Here is a 16,593-nt window from a genome sequence, read left to right on the forward strand (position 1 = left end):
CTGTCGGGGCAGGCTTACGCGCTGCGGTGACGCCGGCGCAAGGCCGCCACACCGAGCAGCAGTGCCGCAACGGCGACACCAACGGGCACGTTGACCCGGCCGAGTGCGCCCGCAGCTCCGCTCCCGTGATTCGTGGAGGTCGATGACGGTGCCAGGGGGATGGTGTCGGGATCGATCTCGTCCGCGTCGGGTTCCCGGGCCACGGGCGCTGCGATCGCCACGCGCAGCCGGCTGGAGAGTGAAGGATAGTGCGGCGTCGGACTGCGCAACTTCACCGCCGCGATGATCGCGCAGATCACCGCCAGCGCGACCAGGATGCCGCCGACCACAGCGAATGCGGTGAACAGGCCGTAGGTCATTTCCACCCAGCGGAACAGCGCGGTCAATCCGACGATGCAGGCGGCGATCAGGAAGATGCCCGCGGTGGCGAACAGCCCGGCGGCGACGGCGTAGGACGTCACCGTTCCGGTGGCCTGCCGGGCGCGATCGCGCATGTAGGCCTGGGTGGCGCGCCTGACGCGGTTGAGTCTCTGCTCGAGCCCCAATCGCAGCAGCTCTCCTGGCGGTGCAAGCATGCGCGTCCTCCGATGATCCATCGCCGCGCGCGAACCGCCGGCTCGCGACATGAACGTGGAGGATTTGCGAAGGTTCCCTGCGCACGCGCGAGGCTATTGTCGGCCGGCATGCGACATGTGGAAAGCCGCAATGACCGTTCTTGGGGATCGTAGAAACAAAAATGGCGGCCACGCGGGCCGCCAATTCTGCTCCTGGCCGATCATGGCCGATTGGTCGCCGAATGGCTTACGCCACGGCCTTGATGACCTTGCCGACCTTCTCGATGATCTCGCCGACCTGATCCTCGCTGATGATCAGCGGTGGGGTCAGCGCCAGCGTGTCACCGGCGATGCGCAGCATCAGGTCGTTGTTGTGGAAGGCGGTCTCCATCGCGGAGTAGCCGCGCTTGCCAGCCGCGTCGGGTAGCGGCGCGAGGTCGATGCCGGCGGTGAGACCCACGGTGCGGATGTCGAGCACGTTGGGCAGGCCCTTCAGCGACATCACGGCGTCGGCGAATTTCGGCTCTATGGCGCGGGCGTGCTCGAACAGCTTGTCGTCGCGGTAGATGTCGAGCGTGGCGAGGCCGGCGGCGCAGGCGATCGGATGCGCCGAGTAGGTGTAGCCGTGGGTGAACTCGACCATGTGCTCGGGGCCGCTCATGAAGGCGTCGTGGATGGTGTCGCGCACCAGCACGCCGCCCATCGGCGCCGCGCCATTGGTGACGCCCTTGGCGAAGGTGAGAAGGTCAGGCGTCACGCCGTAGCGCTCGGCGGCGAAGGCGTAGCCGAGGCGGCCGAAGCCGGTGATGACCTCGTCGAAGATCAAGAGGATGCCGTGCTTCTGGGTGATCTCGCGCAGCCGCTTGAGATAGCCCTTCGGCGCCGGGATCACGCCGGTCGAGCCGGCCATCGGCTCGACGATGACGGCGGCAATGGTGTTGGCGCCGTGCAGGTTGACGAGGTTTTCCAGCTCATCGGCGAAGTGCGCGCCGTATTCCGGCTCGCCCTTGGTGAAGGCCTGCTTCTCGCGGTCATAGGTCGCCGGGATGTGGTCGACGCCGGTCAGCAGGGTGCCGAACAGCTTGCGGTTGTTGACGATGCCGCCGACCGAGGTGCCGCCGAAGCCGACGCCATGATAGCCGCGGACGCGGCCGATCAGGCGGGTGCGGCTGCCCTGGCCGTTGATCTGGTGATAGGCAAGCGCCATCTTCAGCGCGGTGTCGGCCGCCTCCGAGCCGGAGTTGCAGAAGAACACGTGGTCGAGGCCGGCGGGCGCGAGATCGGCGATGCGGTTGGCGAGTTCGAACGCCTGGGGAATGCCGAATTGGAACGGCGGCGCGTAGTCGAGCGCGGCGGCCTGCTGGCCGATCGCCTCGGCGATCTGGCTGCGGCCGTGGCCGGCGTTGCAGCACCACATGCCGGCGGCGGCGTCGATGATCTTGCGGCCATCGACGGTGATGTAGTGCATGTCCTTGGCACCGGCGAGCAGGCGCGGGTTCTTCTTGAAGGCACGGTTCGCGGTGAACGGCATCCAATGCGCGGCAAGATCATTCGGAACGGTGACGGCGGGGCGGGGGCTCTTGTCCAGCATGGGGACCTCTCGGACGTTCAAGGCAGGTTGTGCGACGGCGGCAGCATGATCCGGAAAGGTGGCGAACCGGTGCCAGGACAGCTTGCCGAAACGGATCGTGCTGATGGGCCTGAATGCGCGCGCCGACGTGGTCAGCCGATGATCCGGGCCGGCGCCAAGCTATCAGTTTCGCGCGCCGACGGAAACGTCAAAGGTCCAGCGTTCCCTGCTGCCCTGGTGAGCGGTTTCTGCACAGCGGCAGCAGATTGTGCCGGATATTGGAAGTGGCTGCGTCATTTCGCGCCAACCGGGCCGCTGTGCCTCGGGCAGCCGCGTCTCAGACCAGATCGCGCGCGGTGATCCAGAACACCTCGCCCTCGGAGTCCTCGGTGTCGAGCCAGAGCAGCGGCAGGTCGGGATAGGCCGCCTCGATCTGCGGACGGTCGCGCCCGACCTCGCACAACAATCCGCCCTCCGCAGTCAGATGGTCGCGGGCCTGGCTGAGAATGCGATGGATGATGTCGAGCCCGTCGGTGCCGCCGTCGAAGGCCAGCGCCGGCTCGGCGCGGCATTCCCGGGGCAGGCCGGCCATGCCCTCGGCGTCGACATAGGGCGGGTTGGTGATGATCAAATCGTAGCGGCGCTGGCTGAGCGGTGCGAACAGGTCACCGCGGTGCAGCGAGATGCGCTCGCCGAGGTCGTAGTCGGCGACGTTCTTCGTGGCGACCGCGAGCGCGTCCTTGGAGATGTCGACGGCGTCGATCACCGCATTGGGGAAGTGGCGGCTGGCCAGGATCGCCAGACAGCCAGAGCCGGTGCAGAGGTCCAGCACGCTGTCCACGGCCAGCGGATCATCGATCAGCGAGGTGCCATCGGCCTCGGCGCCGCCGAAATGCGTCTCCAGCAGCTCGCCGATGAACGAGCGCGGCACGATGACGCGCTCGTCGACGTAGAACGGCAGGCCGCGCATGTAGACCTTGTTGACCAGATAGGCCGCCGGCTTTCGCGTGGTGATTCGGGCCGTGATCAGGTCGAGGATCATCTTGCCTTCGGCCGCGGTGACCCGGGCCGTGACGAAGCTCTCGAACTGATCGGGGCGCAGATGCAGCGCCTCGCCGATCAGGAAGGCGGCCTCCGACACCGGATCGGTGGTGCCGTGCGCAAACACCAGATCGGCGTCCTGGAAGCAGCTCACCGCGTAGCGCAGATAGTCGAGCAGGCTGACCAGCTCGCCCTCATTGACCTTCGGCAGCTTCGGCGCCGCCGCCTTGCGCGGCGCTGCCGTCTTGACCTTCTTCGCCATCACGACTTCCAGCGCGCCGCGGCGGCATCGTCGTGGCTCTTGGCCTCGACCCAGCTGCCGCCATCATTGGTTTCCTCGCGCTTCCAGAACGGCGCGTTGGTCTTGAGATAATCCATCAGGAACTCAGCCGCCTCGAACGCCGCCTGACGGTGGCTGGAGGCGGTCACCACCAGCACGATGTTCTCGCCCGGCCGTATCCGGCCGAAGCGGTGGATCACGGTCAGGCCCTGCAGCGGCCAGCGCGCCATCGCCTGCTCGGTGTGCCGCATGATCTCGGCCTCCGCCATGCCCGGGTAATGCTCGAGCGTCAGCGCGGTGATCGGCGTGTCATGGTCGTTGCCGCGGCACAGGCCGGAGAAGCTGACGACGGCGCCGATGTCGGTGCGGCCATGGCTGAGGGCTGCGATCTCGGCCGCGGTGTCGAAATCCTCTTGCTGCACCCGGACGGTGACGATCGCGGTCATGGACGGATCTTCCGTTGCGTCAGCCGCCGGTCATCGGCGGGAAGAACGCGATCTCGCGGGCGCCGGCGATGGCCGTATCCGGCTGCACATGGGTCTGGTCGATCGCGGTGCGGATCACCTTCGGCTTGTCGAACGCATAGGCATAGCCCTCGCCGCGCGTGGTGAGCCAGGCGATCAGCTCGCTGACCGTGCGCACGTCCGCCGGCGGCTCGATCGTCTCCTCGGCCTTGCCGACGCGCTCACGCACCCAGGCGAAATACTTCACCTTCATCGCGAGTCTGCCTCGATGAGGTGGTGGATGCCGGCGCGGAAATAGTCGTAGCCGGTATAGATGGTGAAGACCGCCGACAAACCGAGCAGCCAGATTCCGATCCCGCTCACGATCGGACCCACGGACGTCGAGATCTGGGCGACCGCCGCATCGCCGGCCTCGCCCGCGAGCAGGAAGCCGATCGCCACCAGCTGCATCGTGGTCTTCCATTTGGCGACCTTGGTCACCGGCACCGAGACGCGCAGCGCGGCGAGATATTCGCGCAGGCCCGACACCAGGATCTCGCGGCACAGGATCACAATGGCCGCCCACAGCGACCAGTTCTGGATGGTGCTGTCGGCGGCCAGCATCAGCAGGCAGGAGGCGACCAGAAGCTTGTCCGCGATCGGGTCGAGCATACGGCCGAATGCCGATTGCTGGTTCCAGATCCGTGCGAAATGACCGTCGAGATAGTCGGTGATCCCAGCCGCAATAAACACCGCGACGGCGACCCAGCGGAGCCACAAAGGATACATCCATACCGACTGCGCGTAGATACAGCCGACCACGACCGGTATCGCGGCGATGCGCGTATAGGTCAGGATGTTCGGCAGGGACGTCGACGTCTTGCTGGGCACGCGTGTGGTCGCAATATTCATCCGGTGTACCAATACTGCCGCCGTTCGGACGTCAACCTCCGAGCCGAGCCGCTTCGGCAGGATGACGCAGATATGACGCTGTTCGCAACGAAGTCTTGCGGAGATAGGAACTCTCCCGCCCCGATACAAAGAGCGGTAACGCTTCCTTAAGCAACCGCACGCGGTCGCGCCAGTGGGGAGATCGGCGTGCCGCGGTGGGCGCGCCGATCGGTCTTATTGCGGTGCAATGACAGCGGCGCGAATGCCGCCGGTGATCAGATCGCCTCGGCCCCATGAACCGCGCACCAATGCGCCTGCCGTTCCGCGAACACGCGATCGCGCACATAGGCCAGCGTTTCGTCGTCGAAGGTCTCGATCACCTCCAGGCTGAACGACCCTTCGCCATGGGCGGCCCAGGCCGCCTGCAGCCCGCCGCGGCGATGGCCGCCCTGGCGCAGGGTGAACCACAGACGGTTCTGGATCTTGTCGAGGTCCGGCGCGCAGCCGATCCAGCGCGCGCCGGTGGCGGCGCAGGTGACGGCAAAGATGCCGGCAGGGCTCTTGCGCTCCTTGTAGGCGGCGACCGCCGCCTTGCGCTGATCGGGGTTCATGAGGTGTCGCTCCAAAGTGAGGTGGGCTCAGCTCATGTAGAGCTTATTTTTGTCCGGGTAAATATATGGAAATCGAAATTTTTTCCTGACATGTGTATCGTAAAGTTGACGGGGGCGGACCTCACCTGTAATAATATCCTTACAGGTGGAGAGCCGCGACGTATGCCCACTGAAGGCGATCAACTGCTGGACAGGCTGGCAGCGTTGGCCAATCCGCATCGGTTGCGGGTGGTGGCTGCTTTGCAGGCCCGGGGGCGCACCTATGTCAGCCAGTTGGCCCGCGAGCTCGGCATCAGCCGGCCATTGCTGCACCTTCATTTGCGCAAGCTCGAAGAGGCGGGGCTGGTCACCAGCCGGTTGGAGCTCTCCGCCGACGGCAAGGCGCTGAACTACTTCGAGGTTGCTCCCTTCGAGATCGCCCTGACGCCGTCCTCGATCGCCAAAGCAGCGGAGACGCTGTCCGTCGTTCCATCCTCCATCAAACCGGAAGGAGACCAACATGGCTGACAAAGCCGCCATCTTCCTGCTCGTCACGATCCTCGTCCTTGTCACCATCATCCTGGTGTTTGCGATGAAGTATTTTGCGGCGGTCCGGCAGGCCGGACGGCAGGTCGCGACGGAGGAGGGCTTCCGCGCGCTGACCGAGCGAGCCGTTCGAGCGCAGGAGACGAGTGCAGAGCTGCTCGCCGCCCTCAAGGGCAGTCTGGGGCAGATCGAGCTGCGGCTCACCCAGGTCGAGAAGGTGCTGAAGGAGGTCGAATGATGACCACTCAACATCAGGCCGAGGAGCTGTCGCTGTTGAAGCGGATGCGCGCAGTCTCGCTCGTCGAAGGCAGCACATTGCTGCTGCTGGTGCTGGTGGCGGTGCCGCTGAAGCACTTTGCCGGCTTCGCCGTCGCCACCAGGATCATGGGTCCTGTCCACGGCCTCGCTTTCATGGGCTACATCTGGATGCTCATCCAGCTCGCAGCCGGCGGCGGCTGGTCGAGAACGGAGATCGTCCGGATGACAATGGCTGCGTTCGTGCCGTTCGGCGGCTTCGTCAATGCCCGCGTCCTGGCGCGACGCGAGATGCTGCTGGCGGCGCCATGATGGTCGAGTGGCTCAAGGCGCTGCACGTCGCCGCCGTACTGTGCTGGAGCGGCGGGTTGCTGGCCGCAGCGATCACCATCGCGGCGGCTGCGACCAAGGCAGAAGCGGCTGGTGCCGCCACCATGGTCGAGATTGTCAGCCGCTGGGACCGGCGTGTCACGACGCCGGCCATGCTCGTCGTGTGGGGCGCGGGCCTCGCACTCGCCATGCAGGGCCAATGGTTCGGCTCGCTTTGGCTGACGATCAAGCTCGGCATCGTGGTCGCGCTGTCCGCGCTGCACGGCGTGCTCGCGGGAACGCTGCGACGGCTTGCACGGTCCGAGTCGCCGGCGCCGCGCTGGTTCTCTCATGCGCCGCCGCTGATCGTCGGCAGCGCTGCTGCGATCGCCGTGCTCGTGGTCGTCAAGCCGTTCTGAGCTCCACAGGAACAGCGACGATGTCGTCGGCCCCTGTAGCACGAGGTTAAACCTTGATGGGCGGCTCGATCTGCGCGAGCTCGTCCTTCAGAGGCGGCCAGCTGTGGGCCATCACAACAGTGCTTAGGATGCCGCGCAGCGAGAAGCTGGCCTCGAAGATCTCGCCCGTTTCGGCCTCAAGTTCAAACGTGACCTTGGAGTCATCATCCATCGATGGGCCGCCCCACATGGAGCGGCCCATTACGATCGTAGGCAGCTTCGTTCGCTTCGCCATGAAGCCTCCCCATCTACACAAAGAACGTCTGACGGCGCGATTAACTAGCTCGCGTTGCTGTGAAAATACTCAAATATCTTGCGGGCGCTTTCGGCTGACACTCCCGGCACCTTGCCGAGGTCGGCGATCGAGGCGCGCTCGATCTCCTTCAGGGTGCCGAAATGGTGCAGCAGCGCGCGCTTGCGCGACGGGCCGATGCCGGGGATCTCCTGCAGGCCGGCCTCGCGGATGTCCTTCTTGCGCAGCTTGCGGTGCGAGCCGATGACGAAGCGATGGGCCTCGTCGCGCAGCCGCTGGATGAAATACAGCACGGGGTCGCGCGGCTCGAGCTTGATCGCCTCCCGCTCCGGGATGAATAAGGTCTCGCGGCCGGCGTCGCGATCGGGGCCCTTGGCGACTGACATCAGCGCGACATTGGTGACGCCGAGCTCGGTGAAGATCTCGCGGACGGCATTGAGCTGGCCGCGGCCGCCATCGATGATGACGAGATCGGGCCATTGCGGCACGTCGTCCTCCTTGGCCGCGCGGGCGACATCCTTCTCCGACGGTGACACCAGCCGCTTGAAGCGGCGCTGCAGCACCTCCTTCATCATCGCGTAGTCGTCGCCGGGCGTCAGCCCTTCCGACTTGATGTTGAACTTGCGGTACTGGTTCTTCATGAAGCCGTCGGGGCCGGCGACGATCATCGCGCCGACCGCGTTGGTGCCCTGGATGTGGCTGTTGTCGTAGACCTCGATGCGCTTCGGCACCTGCGGCAGGCCGAGCGTCGTCGTCATCGCCTCCAGCAGGCGGCTCTGGGTCGCGGTATCCGCGAGCTTGCGGCCGAGCGCCTCGCGCGCATTGGTCAGCGCGTGAGTGACCAGGTCCTTCTTCTCGCCGCGCTTCGGACAGGACACCTCGACCTTGTGGCCGGCCTTGACGCAGAGCGCCTCGGCGAGCAGCTCGGCCTCCTCGATCTCGTGCGACAGCAGGATCAGCTTCGGCGGCGGCTTGTCGTCGTAGAACTGCGACAGGAACGCGGACAGCACTTCCTCTTGTGTGAACGTCTTCTCGGCGCGCGGGAAATAGGCGCGGTTGCCCCAGTTCTGGCCGGTGCGGAAGAAGAACACCTCGACGCAGGAATAGCCGCCCTCCTGGTGGATGGCGAACACATCGGCTTCCTCGACCGTGCGCGGGTTGATGCCCTGCTGCGAGGAGATCGCCGACAGTGCCGCGAGACGGTCGCGATAGACGGCCGCGGTCTCGAATTCGAGCTCGCTCGACGCCTTCTCCATTTCGGCCGCCAGCAGCGCCTTCACCGCCTGGCTGCGTCCGGACAGGAAGTCGGTCGCCTCGCGCACCAATTCGGTATAGCCGGGGAAATCGATCTCCTGGGTGCATGGACCCGCGCAGCGGCGGATCTGGTGCAGCAGGCAGGGGCGGGTGCGGCTCTCGAAGAACGAATCGGTGCAGGAGCGGATCAGGAAGGCGCGCTGCAGCGCGGTGATGGTGCGGTTGACCGCGCCGGCCGAGGCGAACGGCCCGAAATAGCGCCCCGGCCGGGACTGCGCGCCGCGGTGCTTGAGGATCTGCGGCGCCCAATGGTCGCCGGTGATGAGAATGTAGGGAAACGACTTGTCGTCGCGCAGCTGCACGTTGAAGCGCGGCTTGAGCTGCTTGATCAGATTGGCTTCGAGCAGCAGCGCCTCGGTCTCCGTGGTGGTGGAGACGATCTCGACCGTCACGGTGGCCGCGATCATGCGCAGGATGCGCGCCGGCAGCGGCGCGCTGGCACGCGCATAGGACGACAGGCGCTTTTTGACGTTCTTGGCCTTGCCGACATAGAGCACGTCGTGTGCCGCGTTGAGCATGCGGTAGACGCCGGGCGAGGTCGGCGCCAGCCGCACCGCGTTCTCGATCGCCGCGTGGCCGATCGCGAGCGGGCCCTCGCCGACGGCCTCCAGGCTCTCCTCGGCCAGCTCCGGCAGCCGGCCGTCATCGTCCTCGTCTGCAGCCGAGGCGGCGGGGTCGAGATCGGGCGTGTCGATGGCCTCGGGCGGCAGGTCGGCCGTGGCGCCACGCCGGCTCGGGGGCGTCGGCGCCTTGGGTGGATCGGAGCTGTGGGTGGTCATGTCCGCAAATTAAGCGCTGCCGCGCCGTCTCGCCAGCTTGCGATCGCGCCATGCACAGGGCAGGGCGGTAACGCTCCGTTAAGCACGTTAATGGCCGGGTAACCCGGCTTAACAACGGCTTAACCTAAAACTCTCGATAAATGCTCACGAAAGAAGCGAGAGTTCCGTAACCACGCCGGCCCGCGCAGCACAGTCGCGCGGCGCATGCTCCGGCGGGTGACGGCGAGTGGCGTGGAGTGAGCGATGAACAGGTTCTTGGTCGGTGCTGCCGCCGCGGCGGGCTTGGGCGCGGCGGCTCTCGGATCGGTCTCGGCGCAGGCGGCGGACCTCGGCTACGGGCGCGGCGCGCCCTACACCGTCAACCAGCCCCTCAACGCCTACAGCTGGGCCGGCCCCTATCTCGGCGGCACGCTGGGCTATGAGTGGGGCACCGTCGGCAACAACCCGACCAAGCCGTCCGGTCTCACCGGCGGCCTGACCGCGGGCTACAATTGGCAGAACGGCCCGTGGGTGTTCGGCGCCGAGGGCGACATCAACCTGACCGGCGCCAACGACACCTTCGCGCCTTGGAAGTTCTCCAACCCGTGGTTCGGCACCTTGCGCGGCCGCGCCGGCTACGCCTTCAACAACATCCTGTTCTACGGCACCGGCGGCCTCGCCTTTGGCGGCCTGCGCGCCGAGACCTTCGGTCTTTCGGAATCGCACACCACGGTGGGCTGGACGCTCGGCGCCGGCACCGAGTTCGGCCTGGCGCAGAACTGGACCGCCAAGATCGAGTATCTCTACGTCGATCTCGACAGCAGCAATTTCGTGATCACGGGGGCGAAGAACGACTATCGGTTTGGAATTGTGCGCGCAGGCATCAACTTCCACTTCTGATGGCAACGAGGGAATAGGAAGAAGAAACGTCCAACGACAACCTCCCGGCCGCTCGCGCGGCCGGGATTTTTTTGTCGGAGCGCTCCGTGCAATCGTGCATCATCGCGCGCGGCCTGCACGTACGAGCCGGCAATGCTGTGCACGCACACAGGCGCTGCCGACAGCTTCCAAACCAACGAAGAGTTGGCGTCGAGGCGCGTCCGGTTGCACTCACGCCGGCGCGTGAACGACCGCCAGGCGGGCTCGTCCTAAGACGATAGCACCAGGTTCACCGCTTTCGGGCCCTTGCCCTTCTTGTCCGGCTCGACCTCGAAGCTGATCCGCTGTCCTTCGGTCAGGTCCTTCAGGCCCGCGCGCTCCACCGCCGTGATGTGCACGAACACGTCGCGTCCACCGTCGTCCGGCTTGATGAAGCCGTAGCCGCGTTCACCGTTGAAGAACTTGACCGTCCCAGTCATGGCCATCGGGAAACTCCTCCCCCGCAATGCTTCCTCCACTGCGCGCCCTGCGCAGCGTCCGACCGGACATCACTTTGATCGGAAAGCGTTGGCCACCTTAACGCCCAGCGCTCGCCGCGCCGGATCGCCGGATCTTGTTAGGCCTTGATCACCCCGCCGCAACCATTCGCGGAAGCGGAACGTAAAGCCAGTCTTACAATCGGACACAATAATACGGTTCCGCGCCGATTGACTACGGCTTTTCGACCAGTAGCCGTTTCAAGCTTTGGGGAATTCGATTCGGAAGCGCGCCGCGCCGCCCTGGCCGAGCGGCTTCTGCAGTTCCTGCAGGATGAGCTTCAGCTCGTCATGCAATGTCCAGGGCGGGTTGACGATCAGCAGTCCGGTCGAGGTCAGCGCCTCGCCTTCGATCTGCGGTGCAACACTGAACTCGACCCGCAGCACCTTGCCGGTTGGCTTGGCCGCGGCCGCGAGCGCCGCGATGCGATCGCTCAGCTCTTCGGTGGCGCGCCGGCTCTTGGCGGGGTACCACAGCACGTAGATACCAGTGGTCCATTTCGCGAAGGCCGCGGCAAAGCGGTCGGCGAGCCGCTCGAACTCATCCTTCGCCTCGAACGCCGGATCGATCAGCACCACGCCCCGGCGCTCGTTCGGCGGCACGAAGGCGGGCAGGGCGACCCAGCCGTCGAGATCGACGACGCGGGCCTGGGTGTCGCGGCGCAACTGATCGATCAGCTGCTTGCGGGGGATCGGCGCCAGCTCGCACAGGGTCATGCGATCCTGCGGCCGCAGCAGCGCGCGCGCGATCAGCGGCGAGCCGGGATAGGCGACGAGCTCGGCCGTCGGATTGAACGATCGGACAATATCCAGATAGGGCTGGACCAGCGCATAGACCTGATCCGACAGCCGCGCCTGCAGGAGGCGGGCAATGCCGGTGAGGAACTCGCCGCTGCGCGTCGCCTCGTCGCCGGTGAGATCGTAAAGGCCAGCGCCGGCATGGGTGTCGATCACCCGGAACGCAGCGGGCTTCTCCTGGAGGTAGACCAGGATGCGCGTTAGCACGATGTGCTTGATGACGTCGGCGAAGCCGCCGGCGTGAAAGGCGTGTCGGTAGTTCATGCCGTCCGGGTTACGCCGTTCCGCGTCAAAAGGGTACCCCGTCGATGCGCCGGATGCCCTTTCGGAGAGCCGCGGATCAGCGCGGCCCCAAGAGGGCCGCAGGCCGACGCGCGGCGGTCGCCCGATTCGCAGTCGCTAGCCGCCGCGGACCGGCGGCATGTTGACCTCGTCGCGCCGGCAGGCCTGGCGGTCGATCTCATCGCAATTGCGAAACTCGAGGTCCTTCGACAGACAGATCCGGACCTCGCTCAGCCTCGTGCGATTGCAGGTGACGGCAATGCCCGATGTCGTGAGCTTGGGGTTGGCCTTGATGAAGGCCTCCTCGACCGCCGCCGGCGCCACTGTCTTGGCTTCCGCGAGATCGAGAAATTCCGGCGGGATCTTGATGGCGGCTCGCGCCTTGCGGATGGCCTCGAAATAGGCCTTCGCCGACACGCCGGCGCAGGTGCCGTGCTTGTCCCACTCGTTGTAGATCAGGCCCGGCGCCGGCATCAGGTCGAGCATCGAGGTCATGATGTTGCGCGGCAGGCGCGGCGCCGGCTGCTCGCAATATTCAGGGTAGCCGTTCTCGTATTGCGGCCACAGCCCGTGCACGACGAACGAGTAGGGCCGGCCGCTGCACTGTTGGGACCGGCTGCCGCGGCCGCCGCGCTCCTCCGCCTCGGCACAGTACGAGGGCGACCACGACAGCGAGAGAACGTAGAAGTCGAACGCGCCCGGCGCATTCTGGCGCCGGTCCTGCGCCGCGGCGGAGCCAGCCGCGAGCACACCGAGCAAGAGGGCAAAGCAGGCGATCGTTCTGGACAACAGGACGGCAGGTCGGCGCAGGCAATCGAACATGGCATACTCCCCGGACAATGCCAGGAGCCTACCAGCGCGCGGGAACATTTCAAGAACAAAAATGGCTGCCCCGAGGCAGCCATTGGTCAGCTGGCCGCTCGCGCGAGCGGGCGATGCGCCGGGAAAGGCGAATCAGGGCTTGGCGGCGCGGCAGGCCGGATTGAAGGCCCAGTTGCGATCGAGGCCGACGACGCAGAACTCGACGCCCTGGTCATAGCCGGCGAAGCCGCCATCCTCGATGATCGAGAAGTTGACGGTGCGCGCTTTGCCGTCGCTGATCATCACGCTGCCGGTGCAGAAGCGGCGCGGAATATTGTCGGACTGCCAGGGCCGGAAGGCGATCTCATGGACATTGGCGACGCCGGTAATCGTCAGCGAGGAATTCCAGAAGGTGCTCTCCTTGTCCTGGAATCGCGAGACGATGGTCGGAATGGCCGCCTCGCAAGGCGCGACCCGGCCGTCATATTTCGGGCCGGACAGCCAGAAGTTCATCTCGAGCGGGTTGGCCGCCTGGGCCGGCGCGGTCGCGACCGCGAGCAGCGCGCCGCATGCGGCACCGAACGTCTTGAAAGCTGAGCTGAAGTCGCGCATGGGCCGTCCGCAAGGCTGATCCGGGAGCGTGGACCGTGCCGCGGTGGCCACAGGAGGTCAAGTGCAACGCGGCAACACTCCACGATTAGTCCTGTTAACCCGGGGCCGGTGTTCTTTTCTTGACCGCACGGGACCTTTAGAATGGCAGGCCAGATCGAGGAGAATGCAATGCGGACGCTGATGGCCGGATTCGTGAAGACTGCAGGCCTCGTGGCCGCTGGGATGGTTCTGGTTGCCGCGTCCGCCCAGGCCGACGTGGTGCCGCCCTTCAAGGGCAATGACACCGGCGGCATCATCGCCTATCAGCTGGCCCAGACCACGGATGCGCGCCAGCTCGCGGTCGACCATTGCGCCTCCTACGGCAAGGTCGCGAAGTTCGGCGCCGTCGATGCGCGCTACGGCGGCTACGTCTCGTTCTCCTGCCGCTGGGTACCGTACGGCTCGGCGCAGCGGCCGCTGCGGACGCTCTACTGACCTTCCATCAACTGCCGTTCTCCTAATTGCCATCTTTTGGCGGCATTCGCTCTGGCATCGATCAACGAGCCGGAACGGGGGCACATGACCTGCACACGCATCGCAATCGGGCTGTTGGCCTGCTGCCTCCTGGGCGTGACCGCGAGCCATGAGGCTCGGGCCGTCGACCTGCCGGTGCGCAAGGCCGGCCTGTGGGAGCTGAAGATGATCAGATCCGGCGGTCAGCTGCCGGAGGCGACGATCCAGCACTGCACCGACGCGGCCACCGACAAGGAGATGAACAACTTCGCCTCGCCGATGGCGCAGCAGGTCTGCTCCAAGCAGGACATCCAGAAGACCGTGACCGGCTACGTTTCCGATTCGGTCTGCAATTTCGGCGGCATCAATACGACATCGCATGCCGACATCACCGGCGATTTCAACTCGGCCTATACGGTGAAGACGATGTCGCGAGTCACGGGCGGCGCCGCCGGCACCGGGGTGAAGGACACCGCGATGACGATCGAGGCCAGATGGCTCGGCGCCTGCAGGCCCGACCAGAAGCCCGGGGACATCGTGATGCCCGGCGGCATGAAGATGAACGTCAAGGACATGGCCAAGCTGAAGGCCCTGATCCCGGGCGTGAAGCAGTAGGCGGGCGCTCGTTGCGCGTGATGGGCGCAGCGACGTGGATCGTCGCTCATTCGCGGACGCAAAGCACGATCTTCCCGATGTGCCGGCCCGTCTCCATGCGGGCATGCGCAGCGGCCGCCTCGGACAGGCGATAGGTGCTGTCGATGTGCGGCCGAATGGCCGTTCCGAGAAGAGGCCAGATCCGCTGCCGCAGCTCGGTCGCGATGCGCCGCTTGAGATCGAGCGACGTCGACCGCAGGAACGCGCCGGTGATGCTGGCCCGGCGCACCATCAGGCTGCGCAGCGGCACCGCCAGCTCCTTGCCCTGTCCAGCCGAGAGCTGGGCGATCCGTCCGCCCATCGCGAGCGCCGCAAGGTCCTGGGCGATGTGAGCGCCGGCGGAGGTGTCGAGGATGCAGTCGACCCCGCGCGTCCCCGTCGCCGCGCGGATCTGCTCGGCGAGATCGGGATCGGCATAGTCGAACACGGCGCTGCAGCCGAGCCTGAGTGCCAGGGCGCGCTTCTCCGCGGTGCCGGCGGTGGCCATGACGGGATGTCCCAGCGCGCGCAGCAGCTGGATCGCGATCGTGCCGACGCCGCTGCTGCCGCCGTGAATCAGGGTGGTCTCGCCGGGCGCCATGCGCATCAGCTCGAAGAAGTTGAACCAGGTCGTGAACAGCGCCTCGGGCAGGGCGGCGCCCTGGATCCAGTCGAGGCTGCTCGGCAGGTCCAGCGCAAGATGCTGATCGGTGGCGACGTATTGCGCGTAGGAGCCGCCGTCGGTCAGCGCCATCACCGCTTGACCCAGCCGTTCCGGGGAAACGTCGGCGCCGCAGGCCACGATGCGCCCCGAGGCTTCCAATCCCGGTATGGGATTGGGCTCCCGCGACGGCCCGGCAGCGCGCTGGTTGCAGTCGTGACGGTTGATGCCGGCGGCGGCGACCTCGATCAGGACGTCGTCGGGGCCGAGCCGCGGGACCGGCCAGTCCTGTCGCTCTGACAGGACCTCCGGGCCGCCCGCGGCGGTGATGATGACGGCGCGCTGAATCATGTGTAGTCGCTCATGTGCTCACTTGCCGACCAGGCCGCACTTGCTGCGGTCGAGCGGACGAAACGCCTGATCGGGGGCGATCTTCGTCACCAGCTTGACGAAGTCCCAGGGGCCCTTCGATTCGGCGGGAGTCTTGACCTGGACGAGGTACAGGTCGTGCACCATGCGCTGGTCGTCGCGGATCTGACCGTGGTCCGCATAGGCGTCCGAGACCGGTGTGGATTTCATCTTCGCCATCACCGTTGCGCCGTCGTCGCTGTCCGCATCCTTCACCGCCTGCAGATAGTGCCGCACGGCCGAATAAACCCCGGCCTGGATCTGTGACGGCATCGCCTTGCGGCGCGCGTAGAACGCGTCGGAGAAGCGGCGCGCGGCGGGGGAGGCGTCCTCGAAGAAGCTGGTGACGATGAGATCGCCCTGCGTCGCCTTGAGGCCGATGGCTTCGATGTCGACGTTCTGGAACGACATCGGCACGATCTTCATCCCCTGGGCCGCAAGCCCGAATTCCTCGGCCTGCTTGATGGCGGTGGCATTGTCGCCGGCGACGTTGAGCGCCAGGATCTTGGCGCCGGAGGCCTGGGCCTGCAACAGGAACGAGCCGTAATCCGGCGTGCCGAGCTGCGCCTTGACGCTGCCGGCGACCGTGCCGCCGAGCTCGGCGATGCGGGCGCGCGCGGTCGCCTCGACCGAATGGCCGAACGCATAGTCGCCGGTGATGAAGAACCACGGCTCCTTGCTGGTCTGCATGATGCCCGAGACGACGGCGGTGGCGGTCGAATAGGCGTCGTGCGTCCATTGCACCGAGGTCGGCGCGCACGCCTCGTCGGTGAGCTGGTTGGCGCCGGCCCCCGAGACGAGGAAGATCCTGCCGTTGCTGCGCACCAGCTCCTGGACGCCGAGCGCCGCGCCGGAGCTGCCGCCGTCCGCGATCGCCTGCACGCCGTCCTGCTCGAACCAGCGCCGGGCGATCGCGACCGCGATATCCGGCTTGTTCTGGTGGTCCGCCTGAAGGATCTCGATCGGCCTGCCGTTGATGTTGCCGCCGAATTCCTCTGCGGCCATCCGTGCCGCTTCCACCGAGCCGGGCCCCATCGCGGTCGCAAAGATGCCGGTCATGTCGGTGAGCACGCCAATCCGGATGGCTTTCCCTTTGATGTCCGCCTGCGCGGATGAGCCTGCAAGCAGCAACAGCGCGGCGATGCCCGCTGTGAGACGTCGCGACATGATGATCCTCCCCGGATTCAACGACTTTGTTTGTTATGTCGTGTTTGGTTGGTGCGCCGCGC

At 66.2% G+C, this 16,593-nt stretch carries 22 protein-coding genes; 7 read left to right on the forward strand and 15 right to left on the reverse strand.

What is annotated here, in order from left to right; translation table 11 throughout:
• Positions 1 to 14 precede the first annotated feature (14 nt).
• The 7 genes from ACQR1F_RS00785 to ACQR1F_RS00815 all read right to left on the reverse strand — a co-directional run bounded on the left by ACQR1F_RS00785 (position 15) and on the right by ACQR1F_RS00815 (position 5,390).
• Positions 15 to 575 carry a phage holin family protein gene (locus ACQR1F_RS00785; protein WP_315801946.1) on the reverse strand — a complete coding sequence of 187 codons (561 nt, stop codon included), beginning with the start codon at positions 573 to 575 and terminating at the stop codon, positions 15 to 17.
• Positions 576 to 801: 226 nt separating this feature from the next.
• Positions 802 to 2,145 (reverse strand): aspartate aminotransferase family protein, encoded by a 1,344-nt coding sequence (locus tag ACQR1F_RS00790; RefSeq protein ID WP_315801947.1) that lies wholly within the window; start codon positions 2,143 to 2,145, stop codon positions 802 to 804.
• A gap of 316 nt (positions 2,146 to 2,461) precedes the next feature.
• The gene (prmB, locus tag ACQR1F_RS00795; protein WP_316236859.1) at positions 2,462 to 3,427 is read right to left on the reverse strand and encodes a 50S ribosomal protein L3 N(5)-glutamine methyltransferase; all 966 of its coding nucleotides are present in this window, start codon (positions 3,425 to 3,427) and stop codon (positions 2,462 to 2,464) included.
• Positions 3,427 to 3,891 (reverse strand): molybdenum cofactor biosynthesis protein MoaE, encoded by a 465-nt coding sequence (locus ACQR1F_RS00800; RefSeq protein ID WP_315801949.1) that lies wholly within the window; start codon positions 3,889 to 3,891, stop codon positions 3,427 to 3,429. The genes prmB and ACQR1F_RS00800 overlap by 1 nt, the downstream gene beginning before the upstream one ends.
• A 19-nt stretch (positions 3,892 to 3,910) precedes the next feature.
• Complete coding sequence (moaD, locus tag ACQR1F_RS00805) at positions 3,911 to 4,162, reverse strand: molybdopterin converting factor subunit 1 (RefSeq protein WP_434891740.1); 252 nt, start codon at positions 4,160 to 4,162, stop codon at positions 3,911 to 3,913.
• Positions 4,159 to 4,800, reverse strand: coding sequence for a CDP-diacylglycerol--glycerol-3-phosphate 3-phosphatidyltransferase (gene pgsA / locus ACQR1F_RS00810; protein ID WP_434839406.1), 642 nt, complete (start codon positions 4,798 to 4,800; stop codon positions 4,159 to 4,161). The genes moaD and pgsA overlap by 4 nt, the downstream gene beginning before the upstream one ends.
• 254 nt (positions 4,801 to 5,054) lie before the next feature.
• Positions 5,055 to 5,390, reverse strand: a complete 336-nt coding sequence (locus tag ACQR1F_RS00815; protein WP_434912376.1) for a GIY-YIG nuclease family protein — start codon at positions 5,388 to 5,390, stop codon at positions 5,055 to 5,057.
• Positions 5,391 to 5,552: 162 nt separating this feature from the next.
• Here ACQR1F_RS00815 and ACQR1F_RS00820 point away from each other — a divergent pair, with 162 nt between their 5' ends.
• From ACQR1F_RS00820 to ACQR1F_RS00835, 4 genes are read left to right on the forward strand one after another with little or no spacing between them, the layout of a single operon-like run.
• On the forward strand, positions 5,553 to 5,897 hold the full coding sequence (locus ACQR1F_RS00820) for an ArsR/SmtB family transcription factor (RefSeq protein ID WP_315801952.1): 345 nt from the start codon (positions 5,553 to 5,555) through the stop codon (positions 5,895 to 5,897).
• Entirely contained in the window at positions 5,890 to 6,153 is a 264-nt protein-coding gene (locus ACQR1F_RS00825) for a hypothetical protein (RefSeq protein WP_315801953.1), read from the forward strand. The genes ACQR1F_RS00820 and ACQR1F_RS00825 overlap by 8 nt, the downstream gene beginning before the upstream one ends.
• Positions 6,153 to 6,482: a DUF3817 domain-containing protein gene (locus tag ACQR1F_RS00830; protein ID WP_316183207.1), complete on the forward strand. Its 330-nt coding sequence runs from the start codon at positions 6,153 to 6,155 to the stop codon at positions 6,480 to 6,482. The genes ACQR1F_RS00825 and ACQR1F_RS00830 overlap by 1 nt, the downstream gene beginning before the upstream one ends.
• A complete protein-coding gene (locus ACQR1F_RS00835) occupies positions 6,479 to 6,898 on the forward strand; it encodes a CopD family protein (RefSeq protein ID WP_316183206.1) in 420 nt (139 codons plus the stop codon). Before ACQR1F_RS00830 ends, ACQR1F_RS00835 begins: the two co-directional genes overlap by 4 nt.
• A 46-nt stretch (positions 6,899 to 6,944) precedes the next feature.
• Here ACQR1F_RS00835 and ACQR1F_RS00840 read toward each other — a convergent pair whose 3' ends face one another.
• Both ACQR1F_RS00840 and uvrC read right to left on the reverse strand, forming a co-directional pair.
• A complete protein-coding gene (locus ACQR1F_RS00840; protein ID WP_316183205.1) occupies positions 6,945 to 7,172 on the reverse strand; it encodes a hypothetical protein in 228 nt (75 codons plus the stop codon).
• A 44-nt stretch (positions 7,173 to 7,216) separates the two neighbouring features.
• Positions 7,217 to 9,283 carry an excinuclease ABC subunit UvrC gene (uvrC, locus tag ACQR1F_RS00845; RefSeq protein WP_434912377.1) on the reverse strand — a complete coding sequence of 689 codons (2,067 nt, stop codon included), beginning with the start codon at positions 9,281 to 9,283 and terminating at the stop codon, positions 7,217 to 7,219.
• A 243-nt stretch (positions 9,284 to 9,526) separates the two neighbouring features.
• Here uvrC and ACQR1F_RS00850 point away from each other — a divergent pair, with 243 nt between their 5' ends.
• Positions 9,527 to 10,162 carry an outer membrane protein gene (locus ACQR1F_RS00850; RefSeq protein ID WP_315713602.1) on the forward strand — a complete coding sequence of 212 codons (636 nt, stop codon included), beginning with the start codon at positions 9,527 to 9,529 and terminating at the stop codon, positions 10,160 to 10,162.
• A 248-nt stretch (positions 10,163 to 10,410) separates the two neighbouring features.
• On the opposite strand, the gene ACQR1F_RS00855 is transcribed toward ACQR1F_RS00850, so the two are convergent.
• The 4 genes from ACQR1F_RS00855 to ACQR1F_RS00870 all read right to left on the reverse strand — a co-directional run bounded on the left by ACQR1F_RS00855 (position 10,411) and on the right by ACQR1F_RS00870 (position 13,170).
• Complete coding sequence (locus ACQR1F_RS00855) at positions 10,411 to 10,626, reverse strand: cold-shock protein (protein ID WP_006612991.1); 216 nt, start codon at positions 10,624 to 10,626, stop codon at positions 10,411 to 10,413.
• A gap of 252 nt (positions 10,627 to 10,878) precedes the next feature.
• A complete protein-coding gene (locus ACQR1F_RS00860) occupies positions 10,879 to 11,739 on the reverse strand; it encodes a 23S rRNA (adenine(2030)-N(6))-methyltransferase RlmJ (protein WP_434894006.1) in 861 nt (286 codons plus the stop codon).
• A 135-nt stretch (positions 11,740 to 11,874) separates the two neighbouring features.
• Positions 11,875 to 12,579, reverse strand: coding sequence for a ribonuclease T2 family protein (locus ACQR1F_RS00865; RefSeq protein WP_434845686.1), 705 nt, complete (start codon positions 12,577 to 12,579; stop codon positions 11,875 to 11,877).
• A 132-nt stretch (positions 12,580 to 12,711) separates the two neighbouring features.
• The gene (locus tag ACQR1F_RS00870) at positions 12,712 to 13,170 is read right to left on the reverse strand and encodes a hypothetical protein (RefSeq protein ID WP_315801959.1); all 459 of its coding nucleotides are present in this window, start codon (positions 13,168 to 13,170) and stop codon (positions 12,712 to 12,714) included.
• A 168-nt stretch (positions 13,171 to 13,338) separates the two neighbouring features.
• Here ACQR1F_RS00870 and ACQR1F_RS00875 point away from each other — a divergent pair, with 168 nt between their 5' ends.
• A complete protein-coding gene (locus ACQR1F_RS00875) occupies positions 13,339 to 13,644 on the forward strand; it encodes a hypothetical protein (protein WP_316236974.1) in 306 nt (101 codons plus the stop codon).
• Between the two features lie 84 nt (positions 13,645 to 13,728).
• Entirely contained in the window at positions 13,729 to 14,277 is a 549-nt protein-coding gene (locus ACQR1F_RS00880) for a DUF3617 domain-containing protein (protein WP_434912378.1), read from the forward strand.
• Positions 14,278 to 14,323: 46 nt separating this feature from the next.
• On the opposite strand, the gene ACQR1F_RS00885 is transcribed toward ACQR1F_RS00880, so the two are convergent.
• Together ACQR1F_RS00885 and ACQR1F_RS00890 are read right to left on the reverse strand one after the other, a co-directional pair.
• The gene (locus ACQR1F_RS00885; protein WP_434912379.1) at positions 14,324 to 15,307 is read right to left on the reverse strand and encodes an NAD(P)H-quinone oxidoreductase; all 984 of its coding nucleotides are present in this window, start codon (positions 15,305 to 15,307) and stop codon (positions 14,324 to 14,326) included.
• An 18-nt stretch (positions 15,308 to 15,325) separates the two neighbouring features.
• Positions 15,326 to 16,531, reverse strand: a complete 1,206-nt coding sequence (locus ACQR1F_RS00890; RefSeq protein WP_315801962.1) for an ABC transporter substrate-binding protein — start codon at positions 16,529 to 16,531, stop codon at positions 15,326 to 15,328.
• Positions 16,532 to 16,593 lie beyond the last annotated feature (62 nt).

It is taken from the genome of Bradyrhizobium sp. HKCCYLS3013 (genome assembly GCF_051167615.1).
Lineage (GTDB): Bacteria > Pseudomonadota > Alphaproteobacteria > Rhizobiales > Xanthobacteraceae > Bradyrhizobium.